Origin of the sequence: Lamprobacter modestohalophilus (genome assembly GCF_016583905.1) — a bacterium.
In the GTDB taxonomy this organism is placed as follows: domain Bacteria; phylum Pseudomonadota; class Gammaproteobacteria; order Chromatiales; family Chromatiaceae; genus Lamprobacter; species Lamprobacter modestohalophilus.
Genome location: NZ_NRRY01000012.1, coordinates 19,748 through 36,207, shown reverse-complemented (window position 1 = coordinate 36,207; position 16,460 = coordinate 19,748). Strand labels below are relative to the sequence as shown.

The 16,460-nt window shown below is 62.4% G+C and carries 12 protein-coding genes; 7 read left to right on the top strand and 5 right to left on the bottom strand.

Annotation, left to right across the window (positions count from 1 at the left end; genetic code table 11):
• Complete coding sequence (locus CKO42_RS09340) at nt 1-894, bottom strand: SIR2 family protein (protein ID WP_200242624.1); 894 nt, start codon at nt 892-894, stop codon at nt 1-3.
• 666 nt (nt 895-1,560) lie between these two features.
• Here CKO42_RS09340 and nifE point away from each other — a divergent pair.
• The 6 genes from nifE (at nt 1,561) to fdxB (ending at nt 6,599) form a co-directional block, all read left to right on the top strand.
• Entirely contained in the window at nt 1,561-3,132 is a 1,572-nt protein-coding gene (gene nifE / locus CKO42_RS09335; protein ID WP_242479255.1) for a nitrogenase iron-molybdenum cofactor biosynthesis protein NifE, read from the top strand.
• On the top strand, nt 3,125-4,597 hold the full coding sequence (gene nifN, locus CKO42_RS09330) for a nitrogenase iron-molybdenum cofactor biosynthesis protein NifN (protein WP_200242621.1): 1,473 nt from the start codon (nt 3,125-3,127) through the stop codon (nt 4,595-4,597). The genes nifE and nifN overlap by 8 nt, the downstream gene beginning before the upstream one ends.
• 117 nt (nt 4,598-4,714) lie before the next feature.
• Nucleotides 4,715-5,191: a nitrogen fixation protein NifX gene (nifX, locus tag CKO42_RS09325; RefSeq protein ID WP_200242618.1), complete on the top strand. Its 477-nt coding sequence runs from the start codon at nt 4,715-4,717 to the stop codon at nt 5,189-5,191.
• A 93-nt stretch (nt 5,192-5,284) separates the two neighbouring features.
• Nucleotides 5,285-5,779 (top strand): NifX-associated nitrogen fixation protein, encoded by a 495-nt coding sequence (locus tag CKO42_RS09320; protein WP_200242615.1) that lies wholly within the window; start codon nt 5,285-5,287, stop codon nt 5,777-5,779.
• A 101-nt stretch (nt 5,780-5,880) separates the two neighbouring features.
• Complete coding sequence (locus CKO42_RS09315; RefSeq protein ID WP_200242608.1) at nt 5,881-6,096, top strand: CCE_0567 family metalloprotein; 216 nt, start codon at nt 5,881-5,883, stop codon at nt 6,094-6,096.
• A gap of 194 nt (nt 6,097-6,290) precedes the next feature.
• A complete protein-coding gene (gene fdxB, locus CKO42_RS09310) occupies nt 6,291-6,599 on the top strand; it encodes a ferredoxin III, nif-specific (protein ID WP_200242605.1) in 309 nt (102 codons plus the stop codon).
• 109 nt (nt 6,600-6,708) lie between these two features.
• Here the strand turns inward: fdxB and CKO42_RS09305 are convergent, their stop codons facing one another.
• Both CKO42_RS09305 and CKO42_RS09300 read right to left on the bottom strand, forming a co-directional pair.
• The gene (locus CKO42_RS09305) at nt 6,709-7,803 is read right to left on the bottom strand and encodes an alkene reductase (protein ID WP_200242861.1); all 1,095 of its coding nucleotides are present in this window, start codon (nt 7,801-7,803) and stop codon (nt 6,709-6,711) included.
• A gap of 122 nt (nt 7,804-7,925) precedes the next feature.
• Nucleotides 7,926-12,332 carry an efflux RND transporter permease subunit gene (locus CKO42_RS09300; protein ID WP_200242594.1) on the bottom strand — a complete coding sequence of 1,469 codons (4,407 nt, stop codon included), beginning with the start codon at nt 12,330-12,332 and terminating at the stop codon, nt 7,926-7,928.
• A gap of 312 nt (nt 12,333-12,644) precedes the next feature.
• On the opposite strand from CKO42_RS09300, the gene CKO42_RS09295 reads away from it, so the two are divergent.
• Nucleotides 12,645-12,860, top strand: coding sequence for a hypothetical protein (locus tag CKO42_RS09295; RefSeq protein ID WP_200242583.1), 216 nt, complete (start codon nt 12,645-12,647; stop codon nt 12,858-12,860).
• 135 nt (nt 12,861-12,995) lie between these two features.
• Here CKO42_RS09295 and CKO42_RS09290 read toward each other — a convergent pair whose 3' ends face one another.
• Nucleotides 12,996-14,705 (bottom strand): DUF342 domain-containing protein, encoded by a 1,710-nt coding sequence (locus CKO42_RS09290; protein WP_200242580.1) that lies wholly within the window; start codon nt 14,703-14,705, stop codon nt 12,996-12,998.
• A 39-nt stretch (nt 14,706-14,744) separates the two neighbouring features.
• Complete coding sequence (locus CKO42_RS09285) at nt 14,745-16,316, bottom strand: cation:proton antiporter family protein (protein WP_200242576.1); 1,572 nt, start codon at nt 16,314-16,316, stop codon at nt 14,745-14,747.
• Between the last annotated feature and the right edge of the window lie 144 nt (nt 16,317-16,460).

Below are 16,460 nucleotides of genomic sequence, written 5' to 3'. Positions count from 1 at the left end.
TCAGCACCCCGCCTCGGCCGCACCCGTAACCGCATCCGCGGTCGCGCTGTCGTTGGCAGTAAAACCATCGGCAGCAAGCAGGTCGTCGATGTCGGCCTCGACGAGCTGGATGTCCTTCTTCTCGCAGTAACGGCGCTCCTTGTCGGTCGGCTCCGGAATCAGCGCCCAGCCGGCGGGCTCGCCGGCGGCATAGATCACATCCGAGAGCACCATGCGCTCGGTGTCGCGCGTTAGGCGCAGTCCGAGGAACAGGTATTGGCGCCCGACTCGGTATTCCTTGAGGAAGCGCGGTAGCCCGAAGCCACCCATCAGCTCGGTCAGATAGTCGACGAAATCGGCATCCGAGGCAATATAGGTGGCATCCGGGCGCGGACTGCCGAGCGGCTTGAATAGGATCGGCAGCGCCAGGTCGACTTGGTCCTGCTCGATCTCCTGATAGCGACTGCCATCGTAGGCATGGATGCGAAACCGGTAGTCGGTGCCAGCAATCCGTGAGATCCCGCGGATCAGCGTATGCGGCCGATCCGCATAGGACTCCTGTAGCTGGGTATCGCGGTTGATGTCGATGACGTAGTGCGGCGCCAGCTCGGCAAGCCAGTCGTGCAGCGGGGCGCGCGTCCACTGACGCTGGCCATAGGTGTGATCCAGGAACCGGTTGACCGCGCTCCGCCCGCGCTTTAGCTCGACATCCATGGCCGCGCGCGGGAACTCCCACATCAGTCGTTTCGACATCGGCCGGCCTTTGTTCATCGCCAGGATCAGGCTGTCGCTGTCGGCCGGCATCGGCGCCCCTGTCTCGCGCTCGACCACCGGCGCTAACACACCGGGACCGAGATAAGGGATGAGATCGCCGCGGCGCATGGCGCTGGCAAGATCGGAAAGTTCGATGGACATGAGTTTCCTTGGAGGATAGTGAGCAATCCCTAGTTGGCAAGCAAAGCCAATGCCAATGAACCAGACTACAAAGCTCGACACCGAGCGTAAGCGCCAACCAGCGTACAGCAGGCACCGCGGGCACTGCGGGCACTGCGGGCACCGCTTGCGAAGGCGACCTCATGGTGCACGGCTTGCTCAAGCCCGATCGCACAGGGGTGGGCCCGACGCGCGCCTGATACTGCTTGCGGCATCGCGTACTCAGTTTACTTCGCGCTCTGAGTCGCCCGCCGGACAATTCACTCCGCCCTGTTGAGTCCATCTTTTTAACGTGAATCTCAAGCGATTCATTGTCCGAGGCGCCGCCGCGCCATGATCGTTAGGGCCTGGCACCCGAAACCCTGCTTCCGGCTCCAAACTCCCGTTCTGGAAGCTGTTGCAAAGGCTGCAACGCAATCGCCTTGTTCGCTTTACGACAATCGCGGCAGCGTGACGATGCTCGGCAACCGATTCGCTAAGTTGCTGATCCATCGACAAACAGGGGCTCAGACGCCTGTCTTGACGCTCGGTGGCACGGTCTCTGCTATACGGCATCCATCAGCCTGTTGAGGGCATCCATCGACATGCCCATCAGCATGCATCCGTCAGCACACCCTCGCAAACGCTCAGCCACCGAGACCTTTAGGCATGAAGCAAAAAGATATCGCCGCGCTCTTGGACGAGCCCGCCTGTGAGCACAACACTAAGGCCAAGTCCGGTTGCGCCAAGCCCAAGCCCGGCGCCACGGCCGGGGGCTGCGCCTTCGATGGCGCCCAGATCGCGCTGCTGCCGATCGGCGATGTCGCGCACATCGTGCACGGCTCCATCGCCTGCGCCGGCAGCGCTTGGGACAATCGCGGCAGCCGCTCCACCGGCCCAACCCTGTACAAGCTCGGCATGACCACCGACCTGACCGAGCAGGATGTGATCATGGGTCGCGGCGAGAAGCGGCTCTTCCATTCGATCAAGCAGGCGATCGAGAGCTACGACCCGGCGGCGGTCTTCGTCTACAACACCTGCGTGCCGGCGTTGATCGGCGACGACGTCGATGCGGTCTGCAAGGCCGCGGCCGAGCGTTTCGGCAAGCCAGTGGTCTCGGTCGATGCGGCTGGCTTCTACGGCACCAAGAACCTCGGCAACCGCATCGCCGGCGAGACCATGGTCAAGCAGGTCTGTGGTGGCCGCGAGCCCGACCCGATCCCTGCCGGCATCGAGCGTCCCGGCTTCAAGGTGCACGATGTCGCGCTGGTCGGCGAGTACAACATCGCCGGTGAGATGTGGCGCGTGATGCCGCTGTTCGATGAGCTCGGCATCCGCGTGCTCTGCACCCTCTCCGGCGATGCGCGCTTCCACGAGGTGCAGACCATGCACCGCGCGGAGGTCAACATGATGGTCTGCTCCAAGGCGATGATCAACGTCGCCCGCAAGCTCGAGCAGGCCTTCGGTACGCCTTGGTTCGAGGGCAGCTTCTATGGGGTCGCAGACGTCTCGCAGGCGCTGCGTGACTTTGCCCGCCTGATTGCTGATCCAGACCTCAGCGCTCGCACCGAGGCGCTGATCGCCCGCGAGGAGGCGCGCATCGATGCCGAGCTCGAGCCCTGGCGCGAGCGGCTGCGCGGCAAGCGGGTGCTGCTCTACACCGGCGGCGTCAAGTCTTGGTCTGTCGTCTCAGCACTACAGGATCTCGGCATGAGCGTGGTCGCCACCGGCACCCGCAAGTCGACCGAGGACGACAAGGCGCGCATCCGCGAGCTGATGGGCGATGAGGCGGTGATGATCGAGGACGGCAATCCCCGCAATCTGCTCGATCTCTATCGGCAACAGGGTGCCGATCTGCTGGTCGCCGGCGGACGCAATCAGTACACCGCACTGAAGGCGCGCATCCCGTTTTTGGATATCAATCAGGAGCGAGAATTCGGCTACGCCGGTTACGACGGCATGCTTGAGCTGGCGCGGCAGATGTGTCTGACCATCGAGAGCCCAATCTGGGCCGCGGTGCGCAGCGCGCCACCTTGGCGCAGCGCCGGCCAGGGAGCCGCGGCCGATGCGCCGGCTGCGCAATCGCGCGCGAGAGAGACTGGAGCTAACGCCGTAAGTGGCGCCGGAGCCGATACTGGAGCCGGTGCTAAAACCGGAGCCAACACGAATGTCGCTGCGGCATCGTCCCTCACAAGCAGCATCGCAGCATCTCAGGCAGAAACGGAGGCGGCCCATGGCTGATTCCCAACCAAGCGCGCCGGCCACAGTGGCCAAGCTGACCCCATCGATCATCAAGCGCAACAAAGCCCTCTCGGTCGGGCCGCTCAAGGCCAGCGCGACCCTCGGCGCCACCCTCGCCTTCCTCGGCATGCGTCGATCGATCCCAATGCTGCACGGCTCCCAGGGCTGCACCGCATTCGGCAAGATCTTCTTCATCCAGCACTTCCGCGAGCCGATGCCAATCCAGACCACGGCCATGGATCAGGTCAGCACCATCATGGGTGGCGACGAGAGCATCGTCGAAGGACTGGCGACGATCTGCGCCAAGCACCAGCCAGCGTTGATCGGCATCCCGACCACCGGGCTGGTCGAGACCCAGGGCGCTGATGTGCCGCGTGCCATTCAGATGTTCCGCAGTCGGCATCCGGAGTACGCCGAGGTGGCGGTGGTTCCGGTCGCCTCGCCGGACTACAGCGGTTGTCTCGAGACCGGATTCAATAGCGCCGTCAAAGCGATCATTAACGCCCTGGTGCCCAAGGCCACCGCCGCTGGCACGCGTCCCGGGCGTCGGCCGCGGCAGGTCAATGTGCTCGCCGGCTCGGCGCTGACCACCGGCGATCTCGAGCATCTGAAGGATCTGCTCGAGCGTTTTCGGCTGCGCCCAGTGTTGCTGCCTGATCTGGCCGACTCGCTCGATGGTCATCTGGTCGACAACGACTACAGCGCGCTGACCATCGGCGGCACCCCGATTGATGAGCTGGCCACCCTTGGCGACGCGGCAGCGACGCTAGTGATCGGCGGCTCAATGACCGGCGCCGCCGATCTGCTCGCCAAGCGCACCGGGGTTCCGGATCATCGCTTCCCGCACCTGATGGGGCTGGAGGCGATGGATCGCTTCATCAGCACCCTCGCCGAGATCAGTGCGGAGCCAGTCCCGGAGCGCATCGAGCGCCAGCGCTCCCAGCTGCAAGACGCGATGCTCGATGCCCATTTCTCGATCGGCCAAGGCCGGTTCGCGATTGCCGCCGATGCTGACCTGCTGGTCGCCTTCTCGCAGCTGCTCGCGAGCATGGGTGCCGAGACCGTCGCCGCGGTGGCGCCAACCAACGCCCCGAGCCTCGCCGAGGTCGCCGCCGCACAGGTCAAGATCGGCGATCTGGAAGACCTCGAGCAGCTCGCCCGCGCCAACGGCGCCGAGGTGTTGATCACCAATAGTCATGGCACCCACACCGCAGAGCGCCTCGGCATCCCGCTGCTGCGCGCAGGCTTCCCGCAATTCGACCATGTCGGCGGCTGGCAGCGGCAATGGATCGGCTATCAGGGCAGCCGCCAAACCCTGTTCGATCTCGCCAACATCATGCTCGGCCTGCATAAGGGCGAGATCGCGCCCTATCGCTCACGGCTAAAGCAGTGGCCATCGGCTGAGCGCCAGGGCGGATCGTTTGACCCGTCGATTGATCCTGCAATCGGCGCGGCAGTGGCCTGAGACAGTGTCCCACGCCGGCACATTCAGCAAGCAGCCGCCGACAGCGCCACAGCCTGTGCGACGTCCGCATTGCTTGGCCTGGCCGTTCCTCACTGGACCCGAACGCAAGCCAACACCATGACCATGAAACGCCAGCTCAAGCTCGTCGGCAACGACGACACCGACGCGAACGCCATCAAGGTCGCCTTCGCCACCACCGACCGCAAACGCGTCAATCAGCATTTCGGCGCCGCCGAGGGCTTCGCGATCTACCGCGTGTCAGCCAGCGGCTACGAGTTGCTCGAGGTCGCCCAGTTCGGTCGCCTCGACATGGACGGCAACGAGGACAAGCTCGGCGCCAAGATCGAGGCTCTTGCTGGCTGCATCGCGGTCTATTGCCAGGCGATCGGTGCCTCGGCCATCGCCAAGCTGCGCGCGCAAGGCATCCAGCCGATCAAGGTCGCCCCAGAGAGCTTGGTCAGCAGCCAACTCCACGCCCTCAAGCGCGAGCTGCGCGATGGCCCGAGCGCCTGGCTCAAGCGCGCCATCGAGCAGCAGAGTCCACGCAGCGAAAGCCGTTTCGATGCCATGGCGACCGAGGCCTGGGAAGAATGATTCGCGAGAGTCTGAAAGGCCAAAGAACAAGTGGCTGATCGACTCCAGAAGTCAATTTAATAGCAATAAGACACAACGACATAGGAGAAATCTATGACCATCGAGACGCCCGAGGCCCCAACCGCAGCAACGGCCATCGATCCAAATGATCCGGTGCTGGGCACAGAATTCGCCATCGAGATGGTGCGTCAAGTGCGCGCCATCGACCCCTACGGCACCTACGATGATCTCTCAGCCACCGAGGTGCTCGAGCCCTACGTGCTGACGAAGGAAAAGAAGCGCGAAATCCCGATCATTGGTGACCCGGATGAGATTGTCGTCGCCCGCATTCAGGCCTTCTACAACGCCATTGCGGTCCTGATCGAGAAGGAGTGCCGATTGCGCGCAGTGCCCTTATTGCATCTGACCCACGAAGGCTTTGGACGGGTGCTGATCACCGTTGGCAGGCTCGTGGTACTGGATCGCTCTTTGCGCGACGTGCATCGCTTCGGCTTTCCCTCCCTCTCGAAGATGAAGGACGAAGGCGACAAGTTGCTCTCGGTCGCGCTCGAGTTGATCGGCGAGCACAGCCGGGTCGCTGGCCTTTGAGACAGCCCTTTTAGCCAACAGCCAAGCAACCGGGCAAGCCAATCAACCACCTCAGACACCCCGGCACGGCGGGGGTGTCGCGCGGAGGAACGGAGGAACGGATGAGCGAAGACGAGATCAAGGCCCTCGAAAAGGCCATGAAGAAGGCCAAGCGCATCGCCAGCGAACGCGCGAGCGAGTTGCACGACTTGGTCGAGGACCGCCTGCCAGCGGCCTTCGACGAGATCCCGGCCGTGGCACAAGCCACCTACGATGCCTGCCAGGCTTGGGCTGAGGCTAAGGCTCGGCTCGAGCAGGCGCAAACCGCCGATGCCTGACTGCTACACCCGGCACAGCAGGCATCAGTGCAAGTCTTGGCACAGCGCCCGCCGCATGGGCCAATGGCCCGCGCCGCTGGTCGTACCCGTCACGCCCTAAGCAGTCACGCCCCAAGCAGTCACGCCCTAAGCACCTATGGCCCTGAGCCCATAACGACACGGCCATTCCATCAACCACCTTGCGGAGCAAGCCAATGAGCACCATCACCGGACTCACCCGCGGCGGCGTCCAGTGGACCCCGGCCTTCATCGTCGACCTGAATCAGAACAACTGCATCGGCTGTGGCCGTTGCTTCAAGGTCTGCCCGCGCGACGTCTTCGAACTCGTCGATCGCGATGAGCTTGACCTCGGCGATGACGACGATTTTGATGACGACTTCGACGAGGCGCCCGGGATGGTCATGAACCTCAAGAACACCCTCGACTGCATTGGCTGCGAGGCTTGCTCGCGCGTCTGCCCGAAGGCCTGTCTGACGCACGAGCCACAGGCGATTGCGGCCTGACAGCACTTGCGCCTCGGCGGGGCGCGCCGTCGCCTGGCGAGCTGAGATCTCGCACCCGGCACCAGGGCATTTTCATGGCAGCGAAGGCGTTTACAAGAGCCGTCTCGCCTTAGCTCGCCTCCAAGGTCGGATAGTCCGTGTAGCCCTCGGCACCACCGCCATAGAAGGTCTCGGGATTCGGCGGTGTGAGCGGTGCGCCCTCGCGCAGCCGGCGCACCAGGTCCGGGTTGCTGATGAACGGCCGGCCGAATGCGATCACATCGGCCTCATCAGCGGCGATTGCCTGGGAAGCATCCTCTGGGCCATAGCCGTTGTTGAGCATCCAACAGCCGCTGTAGCAGGCCTTCAGGGCGGCATAATCGAAGGGCCGTTGGGCATCCTCTGGGTAGCGCGGTCCGCCGGTTTCACCTTGGATCACATGCACATAGGCGAGCCCGAGCGGGTCGAGCTGAGTCACCAGATGCTCGAACAACGCCTGTGGATCAGTATCGCGCGCGGTATCGTTGAATGTCGTCATCGGACTGATGCGGATGCCGACACGGTTCGCGCCCATCTCGGCGGCGATGGCTTGCATGATCTCGACCACCAAGCGTGCGCGATTGGCGATATTGCCACCATAAGGGCCAGTCCGATCGTTGACAGTGTCGCGCAGGAATTGCTCGAGCAGATAGTTATTCGCCGCGTGCACTTCGACCCCATCGAAACCCGCCTCAAGCGCGCAGCGCGTTGCATGGCGGTAATCTTCGATCAGCCCAGGGATCTCCTCATCGCGCAGCGCCCGTGGCGGCGAAACATCGACGAAGCCTTCTGCCGCAAAGGTCTGCGCATTGGGGCGGCGGTTGGTTGAAGAGACCGGCGCAGCACCGTCGGGTAACAGCGAGCTGTGCGAGATCCGGCCCACGTGCCAGAGCTGCACGAAGATGCGCCCACCGGCTGCATGCACGGCATCGGTGACCTGTTTCCAGGCCGCGATCTGATCGCCGTTATAGATCCCTGGGGTGTCGAGATAGCCTTGCCCCATTGGACTGATCTGGGTCGCCTCGGTGATGATCAGGCCCGCGCTCGCGCGCTGCTGATAGTACTCGACCTGTAAGCTGCCGGGCTTGAGACCGGCGACCGCGCGGTTGCGGGTCAGCGGCGCCATGATGATGCGGTTGGGCAGCTCGAGCGCGCCAACCTGGATGGGATCGAACAACGTCGTCATGGAGACTCCTTGGTGAGGGTGTTTGCGTCGCTCGGCGATCAGCTCCCGGTCACGACGAGCGAAGTACAGGTCCTCATCGGCCTGCTCTTTGAGCCGCAGCTTATCGGGAAAATAGCAGCTCATCAGCCCGATCCGTCATTCTTATCCTTTGCTGGCTGATTTTGATCAGCGCCCTTCGTTGAACGCGAAGGGGCTTCTGATGGCGCTGGTTTCGGTGTGATCTTGCGCGCGGCGCCCTTCTTGGCAACGGGTTTCTTAGCAACTGGCTTCTTAGCCACAGCTTTCTTCGCGACCGGTTTTTTGGCTACAGCCTTCTTGGTCACCGGCTTCTTGGCGGCCGGTTTCTTGGCTATAGCCTTCTTGGTCACCGCTTTCTTGGCGGTTGCCTGATCAACGGTCGCCTGATTGGTCGCCTTGGCAGTTGTCTTTCGAGCTGTCGGCGGTTTAGCGACCGTCTTTTTCGCGACCGCTTTCTTCGCGACCGTCTTCTTTGCAACCTGTTTCTTTGCCTGCGTCTTCGCGGTACCAGTCCGAGCAGTTCCCGCTTTCTCCGTCGTCTGCGGCGGCGCCAGTTGTTCCGGCTGTTCCGGCTGTTCCGGCTGTTCCGGCTGTTCCGGCTGTTCCGGCTGTTCTAGCTGCGGCGGCTGTTCCGGCTGCTCAAGTTTTTCAGAATGTGCTCGCTCCGGAGAGGCCGAACGCTTGTTTGGCTCGACCTCCGGCTGAGCATGGCGATCGCGATTGGGTGTTTGCGGCGATGCTCGATCTCGCATCCGCTCAGCCCGAGAACCAGGTTCTGGTTCTGGTTCTGGTGCAGGCTCAGCCGTATGCACATTCCAAGGCTCAGGCTCAACTCCCAATCCAGCTCCTAATGCAGTCCCAGATTCGGTATCAGGCTCGGCTCCAGCCCTAGCCGCAGCCCTGGCTAAAATTCGCTGAATCCAATCAGCAGCCCAGTGTCCCAGCCTGATCAGCACAATGACCCCATTGATCAGTGCCGAGATCACCGCCACCAGCACCGACCAGATAATCATCCACAACGGCAGATCGCCGCCAGAGGTCTGCGCTTGCCGCGCCTCTTTGGCCCTGGCCGACGCCATCTCGGAGGCGCTGCCAGCCCCGCCATGGCCTCGCACCTCAATACCGTCCTCGCCGCTACCGCCGGGGCCAGCGCCATGACCAGCGCCGCCGTTCCCACCCTCGAACTCAGCATAGCCAGCCGAGAGCATCCGCTCGCCGCTCTCGGTCTCGATCAGATAGAACCGCCGCGTCAGCGAGATACAGCCGAGCGGGATCACGATCACCGCCATCAGGGTCGCAACCCCGGCGCCGAACAGTAGGCTCACCGCCATGCCCTGAAAGATCGGATCATCGATGATCGCCCAAGCGCCGGCCATCAGCGTCAGCGAGGTGATCAGGATCGGGCGCATCCGAATCTCGGCGCCATCGACCGCCGCCTCGCGCACCGGCTTACCACGCGCGACCTCGATCTTGACGAACTCGACGATCAGGATCGACTGCCGCACGATGATACCGCCGAGCGCGATCATCCCGATCATCGAGGTCGCGGTGAACTCGGCGCCCATGACCAGATGACCGGGGATGATGCCGATCAGGGTCAACGGGATCGGCGACATGATCAGGCCAGCGATGGCGAAATCGCGGAACTCCCAGACGATCAGCCCATAGATCAGCAGCAGCGCGGCCATGAAGGCGATGCCCATATCGCGGAAGGTCTCATAGGTGACCGTCCACTCGCCCGACCACTCGAAATCGGCCACCGCATCGGTCGTCGGCGGCCCGATCAGCCCATCCGGCATCCCGCTCATCGACTCGCCCGGCCCCGGCGGGTCATAGCCCTCGAGCAGGTCTTCGACCGCGAACATGCCGTAGATCGGCGCGCCGAGCCGCCCTTCCATCTCGCCGACGACATACTCCATCGGCCGCAGATCCTTGTGATAGAGCGTCTGATCTTCCGGTTGGCGCACGAAGCGGCCAAGCTCGGCCAGCGGCACCATGCTGCCATCCGGGCCGCCGATCGGCAGGCTACCCAGCGCGGTGATCTCGGAGCGATACGAGAGCGGCACCTGGATGACGATATAGGTCGGCTCTTGCACCGTGCCGCGCTTCACATCGCCGACCTTGGTCGCACCCAGCGCCATCGCCAGGTTGCGATTGATGGTGTCGACCGAGATGCCGCGCCGCACCGCCTTTTCGGTGTCGACCTCGAAGCGCCAGGCGTCATAGGGCTTGATCAGGTAGTTATCGACATCGACCACGCCCTCCGCCTGCTCGAACATCGCCGTCATGTCCTGCGCGACCTGCCGCCGGATCGCGCTGGTCGGGCCATAGATCTCCGCCACCACGGTCTGCAGCACGGGCGGCCCCGGCGGCATCTCGACCACGGCGATCCGCGCACCAAACCGCTCTGCCACCGGCGTCAGCAGCGCGCGTGCGGCAACCGCGATCTCATGGCTACCCCGCTTGCGCTCATGCTTATCCTTGAGCAGCACCAGCAGATCACCTTCCCAGGCCTGCTCGCGCAGATAGTAGTGACGCACCATGCCATTGAAGTTGAACGGCTGCGCGGTGCCGGCGTAGGTCTGAATGGCCACGACTTCTGGCAGCTCCTTGAGCTTTTCGGCCAGCCGACGCACCACATTGGCGGTCTCCGGCAGCGCCGTGCCCTCCGGCATATTGACCACAACGCTGAACTCCGGCTTGTTGTCGAACGGCAGCATTTTCACCGGCACGACCTTGAAGTAGAACAGCGTGCAGACCAGCGCGGTCGTCACGATCGTGCCGATCAGAAAGGCCTTGCCCAGCGTCCGGCTCTCGATCAGTGGCATCACCAGCGGCCGATAGAACCGGCTGACGATCTCGCGCGTGCGCTGCTCGCGACGCTCGGCACTCGCCAAGGCCTTCAGCCGCGGGCGCACGCGCAACGCGAACCAGGGCGTGAAAACGAAGGCGGCGATCAGCGAGAAGAACATCGCCGAGGAGCCCAACACCGGGATCGGGCGCATGTAAGGTCCCATCAGGCCGCTGACCCAGCCCATCGGCAGCAGCGCGGCAATGATGGTGAAGGTGGCGAGGATGGTCGGGTTGCCGACCTCGTCGACGGCGGCGATGGCCTCGGCGATGCTGGTCTTGCCCTGCTCCAGCCAGTGCCGGAAGATGTTCTCAACCACCACGGTCGCGTCATCGACCAGGATACCGATGGCAAAGATCAGCGCGAACAGGCTCACGCGGTCGATGCTGTAGTCGACCATCCAGGCCCACCAGATGGTCAGCAGGATGACGACCGGAATCACCGAGATGACGACGATCGCGGCGCGCAGCCCCAAGCCGACCAGGCACAGGATGGAGACGATCACCGCCGCCTCGAACATCGCCTTCAGCAGTTCATTGACCTTGTCATTCGCGCTCTGGCCATAGTTACGCGTCACCTCGACCTGCACGTTGGTCGGGATCATCCGCTGCTCGAGACCGGCGAGCTTCTCGAGCACCGCATCGGCAACGGTCACGCCGTTCGCGCCCTCTTTCTTGGCGATGGCGAGTGTCACCGCCTGCGCGCCATTCGCCGGATGCTCGCCCTGATAGGCCGGCCCCGTCAGATGGGTCACGACCTGCTCGGTCTCCTGCGGCAACGGCCGCACGCGCGCGATGTCACGGATGTAGATCGGCTGACCGCCCTGGGAGCCGACCACCAGCCGTTCGATATCATCAGCATCCTGCAGAAAGGCCCCGGAATAGACCTTGTAGGAGGTGCCGCCGCCTTCGGTGGCGCCGGTCTGGGTCTCGGCATTGGCGCTGCGAATGGTCTGTGCGATGCGATCGAGCGTGATGCCATAGCCGGCCAGACGCTCCATCATCACCTCGACCCGGATCTGCTCCTCACGCCCGCCGACGACGAAGCCCTTGCCGGTATTCGGCACCGAGCCGAGCGCTTGCAGGACATCCAGCCCTAGGGTGCGCAGTTGGCTGTCCTCAACCTCATCGGACCAGAGCGTCAGGGTGACGATGGGCACATCGTCGATACTGACTGGCTTCACCAGTGGTGGCTGCACATCCGGCGGCATCCGGTCCATGTTCGCCTGCAGCTTGTCGTGGACCTTGACCACGGAATGACCCATGTCCTCACCGACCTTGAAGCGCACGGTGACGACGGCACCACCGCGCTGGGTGGCGGAATAGACATGGCGCACGCCGGTCAGCTCCATCATCAGCTGCTCAAGCGGCTGGGTCACCATGCTCTCGACCTGCACCGCCGACGCGCCCGGGTACTGGACGAAGATATCGATCATCGGCACCGAGATCTTCGGATCTTCCTGCCGCGGTGTGAACAGGAGCCCAAGCAGGCCGATACAGAGCGCCCCGATCAGGAGCATCGGCGTCACGGGGGTGTTGATGAAGGTGCGTGCAATGCGGCCGGAGAGACCGATCGAAGCCGTCGCCTCCGAGGCACTGCCCTGCCCCTGTGGATCGGCGTTTGGCGGTTCAGTCGCGCTAACGTTAGTCGATTGATTCATGCGGTGCGCTCGCTCTAGAAGCCGGGCACAGCATAAGCCCGATCGTGGCCTTGACCTGTCATGACAGACGGCTGCCACTATAACCGACAGGGCGATGGCGACAAGCCCCATCTGCGGTGCAAACCTGCATGCACGTGCTTTACCGCTGGCCCGCTCCGCAAGCACGCGGCGATTGTCTTCGATGCACATGTCGATGCACATGCGCGTGCCGCGATGTGCCGAACTGTGACAGAGTCGCTTGTTCGGTAATTAAGCATTTAGTAATATTAAATCATCTAGCGCAACTGCCTCGTTTCGAGGCTGGAAACAAAGATGATCATCGATGCACTGACCATTGCCGGTTTTGTGAGCGCAGCCAGCTTCCTGCTGATGCCGCTCATGATGGGACGAGAGTTCGTTCGCGTTCAGGCTCCCGACCAACTCAGCAGCGCAAGCATAACCACTCCGAGCAAGCGCCTCAGCAAACAGGCACTCGACAACCTGAACGCACTGAGAACGAGTCGCACTGCGACCAGCACTGAATACTGAAAATCGAAGCAACGCCAAACATCTCGTCGCTGGCCGTTGATCCGGAGATCAGTTGCTCTGACGAGGCTGTTTGGCAACTCGCTTGATGCGTCATCGCGCAAAATCTTGGAGGGCTGCGCTGATCCTTCGCGTGACTCAGCGGGTTAGAATTTCACCATCTTTGAAGACGAAGGTGACATTACCCAATTGCTTGTGCGGTGATACTTCACGGTCAGCCAGTTTGATGAGGGTTCCGGGATAGCAGGTAAACCTGACCCGGATTCGCGCTGACTGACATTGTTGTAATTCGATCTTCAGCTCCGCAAGCGCGTCATAATGGGCATGCTCTCGCTGATGGAGACTTTCACGCGCCTCGAGGAATTTCTGTTTTTTCTCCGCCGTGATCGGCTTGTTCTGCTTGACGAATTTCTCGACAATCGCCGTGAGCTGCTTGCGCTGACTCTCGATCTGATTAATCGCTTCCTTGATGTCGGCGATGCGCGTCTTGATGCCACTGCTTTCCCCAGCAATCAAGGTGGTCGACACATTGGCCATGGCGCCAGAAATCCCGATATCGATCATCTCTCGGGCGCGAATGACACCGCCTACAACGACCCCACGACCTGGCAACAACACCCGGGTGCCAGCCTTGATGCTGGAATGAAAGATCTGCTTTTGAACGATGATCTCTTGACCGGCTTCGAGCGTCGCATCCTGCACGAAACGCGCCTTGATCTGAGTGCCTGCCTTGAGATACGCATCATCGATCGGCCCTGCCGCGCTGTCCTTGCCATCTGAACCGGACTCCTCGGTGCTGGGGTGGTCGTCTCCGTGGCATTGTCGACGACCAATCACACCCCCGTTGACCTCGATCGCACCGCCGGCCTGGATATGCGCAGCCTCAACCAGGCCACCGACTTTGACATCGCCGAGCACCTCGATTTTCATGCCCGGCTCAACATTGCCCTTGACCTGAACACTGCCATCAAAGCGGATATGTCCGGTCTCGATGCCAACCTGCTCGAAATGCAGGACCTTTTCAACGTACGCACCCTGACTGTAGACCACCGGCATGCCGCTGGTGGCGGCGATCATGAGATGCTCATCCTCGGGATCAAGCTGAACGCTGTGATCCTTAGGCCTGAAGGCGATGTTCTTCCCGTCGCGCCCCTTGACCAATCGACCCGTCACCGTTCGCCCTGGCTTGCCTTCGGTGGCTGGATGATGCCGCACCAGCGCCTGGCCGGCCTCGATATGAGGAAAGTCCCCAAGCTCGAGAAAATCGACGTTTCCAGCCTCATCGACCTGGGGCCGACGATCGACAATGGTCTCGACCAGCGGCTCGAGCCAGGCATCAACACCATCAATGGCTAGCTCGCCAAAGGCGACGATCATGCCAATCGGTATCTGGGTCTCGCGGAGCTGCTGTCGGAGCGCCTCGCTCGTCAAGGCCTCAAGGCTGTCCTCAAGGAAACCGCGAACGACATTGGCATGCCTGAGGGCCTCATTGAGCGCATCAGCGGTCAGATCCTTGCCTTTGCCCTTGGGCGGATGAACAACCACGCCAGCCAGCATCTCATTGGCACTGACAAAGGCCTCGGGACGCGCATCGACGGGACCACCGAGACGCAGATCACAGGCCTCGTTGCGTTGCATGCAAGCACGCAGCGTCGCGAGTGTCGAAGGCTCGATGGCGTAATCGCTGACCTTGAGGCCCGCCTGTTCCATGAGGGCTCGAAATTGTGCCGGCGCAAGCGGTGACGGCGTGATCGCTTGCGGCTCGTAGCGCGCCCAGATATCGCCCGTTTCCGCCTCTTCACGCACACTGAGTCCAAGATCCTCGTCTGTACCTGTGGCTGGCTCCATGAAACTGCTCCTCTTGCTGTCTGCCAACTGCTTTTTGTTTTATTGTTGCCCGGCGCAGACATGCTGCGCGAAACCCGCACCCGCCTCGGCGTAGAGGTTGAAGACCAACTGCACACCCGCCGCCCGCAGCGCTTGCTCATCGTCCGGGTACTTGGCGATCGCGCCGATGGTGCCGGTGAAGCCCTCCTTGAGCAAATGCTCGGCCGCGAACAGATTCTCGGAGACCCGCGGCATCGCCAACAACACCAGACGCATATGACCATCGTCGAGATGCAGCCGATGCCAGAAATCGGCATCGGTCGCACTCCCCTGCACCACATAACGCCCATGCTGCTGGTGGCGCGTGATGGTATCAGGATCAGCATCGACCCCGACCGGCCGCAACCCACGCGCATGCACCAGCTCATCGTAGGCACCGCAGCCAATCCGCCCCATGCCGACCACCATGGCGTTGGCGTCGCCAGGATCGATCTCGGCCTCCTCCGGCAATCGCCGTCGGCGCTCGAGCAGGCGCAGCCAGCGGCTCAACACCTCGTACCAGACATGTGAGCGACTCACCGCCGGCGACGCGGCGATGAACGAGAACGCCAGCGCCAGCGCCATCACTGCCAGCCATTGCGGATCGAGCCAGCCGTTCTCGACCCCCACGGCGACCACGATGAGACCGAATTCGCTGTAATTGGTCAGGGTCAAACCGCCGAGAAAGGCGGTCCGCCCACGCAGCCCAAACCAGAGCATCAACTGCTGATAGAGCACCCACTTGAATGGCAGCACCAGCAGCAAACCGAGCGCGAACAGGATCATCACCGGACTTGGCAGTCCTTGCAGGCCAATGCTCAGGAAGAAGCCGACGAGGAATAGATCTTTGAGATCAAGCAAAGATTTAGACAGCTCGCTCGCCTTCGGATGCTGGGCGATCATCACGCCGATCAGGAGTGCCCCGAGATCACCTTTCATCCCCACCAGATCGAACAGCTGCGAGGTCCCGAGCGCCAGGATCAGCCCGAACAGCAACAGCAGCTCGCCATGCCCCACTCGACTCAACAGCCAGAGCAACAGCCGCCGCGCCGGGATCAACAGCAGCAGAAACACCGCCCAGAGGGTCGGGATCTTACCGGCGGAAAAGGCCAGAAACAGCACTGCAGCCAGGTCCTGAATGATCAGGATGCCGATGGCAATGGTGCCGTAGAGCGCACCCATCTCGCCCTTTTCCTCCAGCACCTTGACCGCGAATACCGTGCTCGAGAAGCTCAGCGCGAAGGTCAACAACAGCGCGGTGCCCAAATCGGCGCCGACCAACAGCGGCAGCCCGAGATCACCGATCGCGAGCAGCAAGGGAACGACGATGGCGAGCATGGCAACCATGTGCAACGCTGCAGTGCCCCACACATGCGGCTGCGCCAGACTCTTGAGCTTGAGTTTCAGGCCAATGGTAAACAGCAACAGAGTGATGCCAATGTGGGCCAGTTCTTCGACCAGGACGTCCTCGCGCGCACCAAAGGCGTGCAGCACGAACCCGCCCACCAGATAACCGACCAACGGCGGCAAACCGATTTGACGCGCCCCGAGTCCCAGCGCAAAGGCCAACGCGATCCAGACGATATCGAACATTCGAAGCCTTCTCCTCTAGGGCGGCAAGCGCTACCAACTCGCTCATCAACCGGCTCATCAACCGGCTCACCAATCGGCGAAACAGCCTGTATGGTAAGGGCTGCATTGATCTATCGCACGCGTCAAGCACGCGCCGTGCCGCTC

Coding starts and splice junctions, on each gene's coding strand:
- fdxB (WP_200242605.1), top strand. CDS start 6,291: ATGAGCACCATCACCGGACTCACCCGCGGCGGCGTCCAGTGGACCCCG.
- CKO42_RS09295 (WP_200242583.1), top strand. CDS start 12,645: ATGATCATCGATGCACTGACCATTGCCGGTTTTGTGAGCGCAGCCAGC.
- CKO42_RS09300 (WP_200242594.1), bottom strand. CDS start 12,332: ATGAATCAATCGACTAACGTTAGCGCGACTGAACCGCCAAACGCCGAT.
- nifE (WP_242479255.1), top strand. CDS start 1,561: ATGAAGCAAAAAGATATCGCCGCGCTCTTGGACGAGCCCGCCTGTGAG.
- CKO42_RS09285 (WP_200242576.1), bottom strand. CDS start 16,316: ATGTTCGATATCGTCTGGATCGCGTTGGCCTTTGCGCTGGGACTCGGG.
- nifN (WP_200242621.1), top strand. CDS start 3,125: ATGGCTGATTCCCAACCAAGCGCGCCGGCCACAGTGGCCAAGCTGACC.
- CKO42_RS09305 (WP_200242861.1), bottom strand. CDS start 7,803: ATGACGACGTTGTTCGATCCCATCCAGGTTGGCGCGCTCGAGCTGCCC.
- nifX (WP_200242618.1), top strand. CDS start 4,715: ATGACCATGAAACGCCAGCTCAAGCTCGTCGGCAACGACGACACCGAC.
- CKO42_RS09290 (WP_200242580.1), bottom strand. CDS start 14,705: ATGGAGCCAGCCACAGGTACAGACGAGGATCTTGGACTCAGTGTGCGT.
- CKO42_RS09320 (WP_200242615.1), top strand. CDS start 5,285: ATGACCATCGAGACGCCCGAGGCCCCAACCGCAGCAACGGCCATCGAT.
- CKO42_RS09315 (WP_200242608.1), top strand. CDS start 5,881: ATGAGCGAAGACGAGATCAAGGCCCTCGAAAAGGCCATGAAGAAGGCC.
- CKO42_RS09340 (WP_200242624.1), bottom strand. CDS start 894: ATGTCCATCGAACTTTCCGATCTTGCCAGCGCCATGCGCCGCGGCGAT.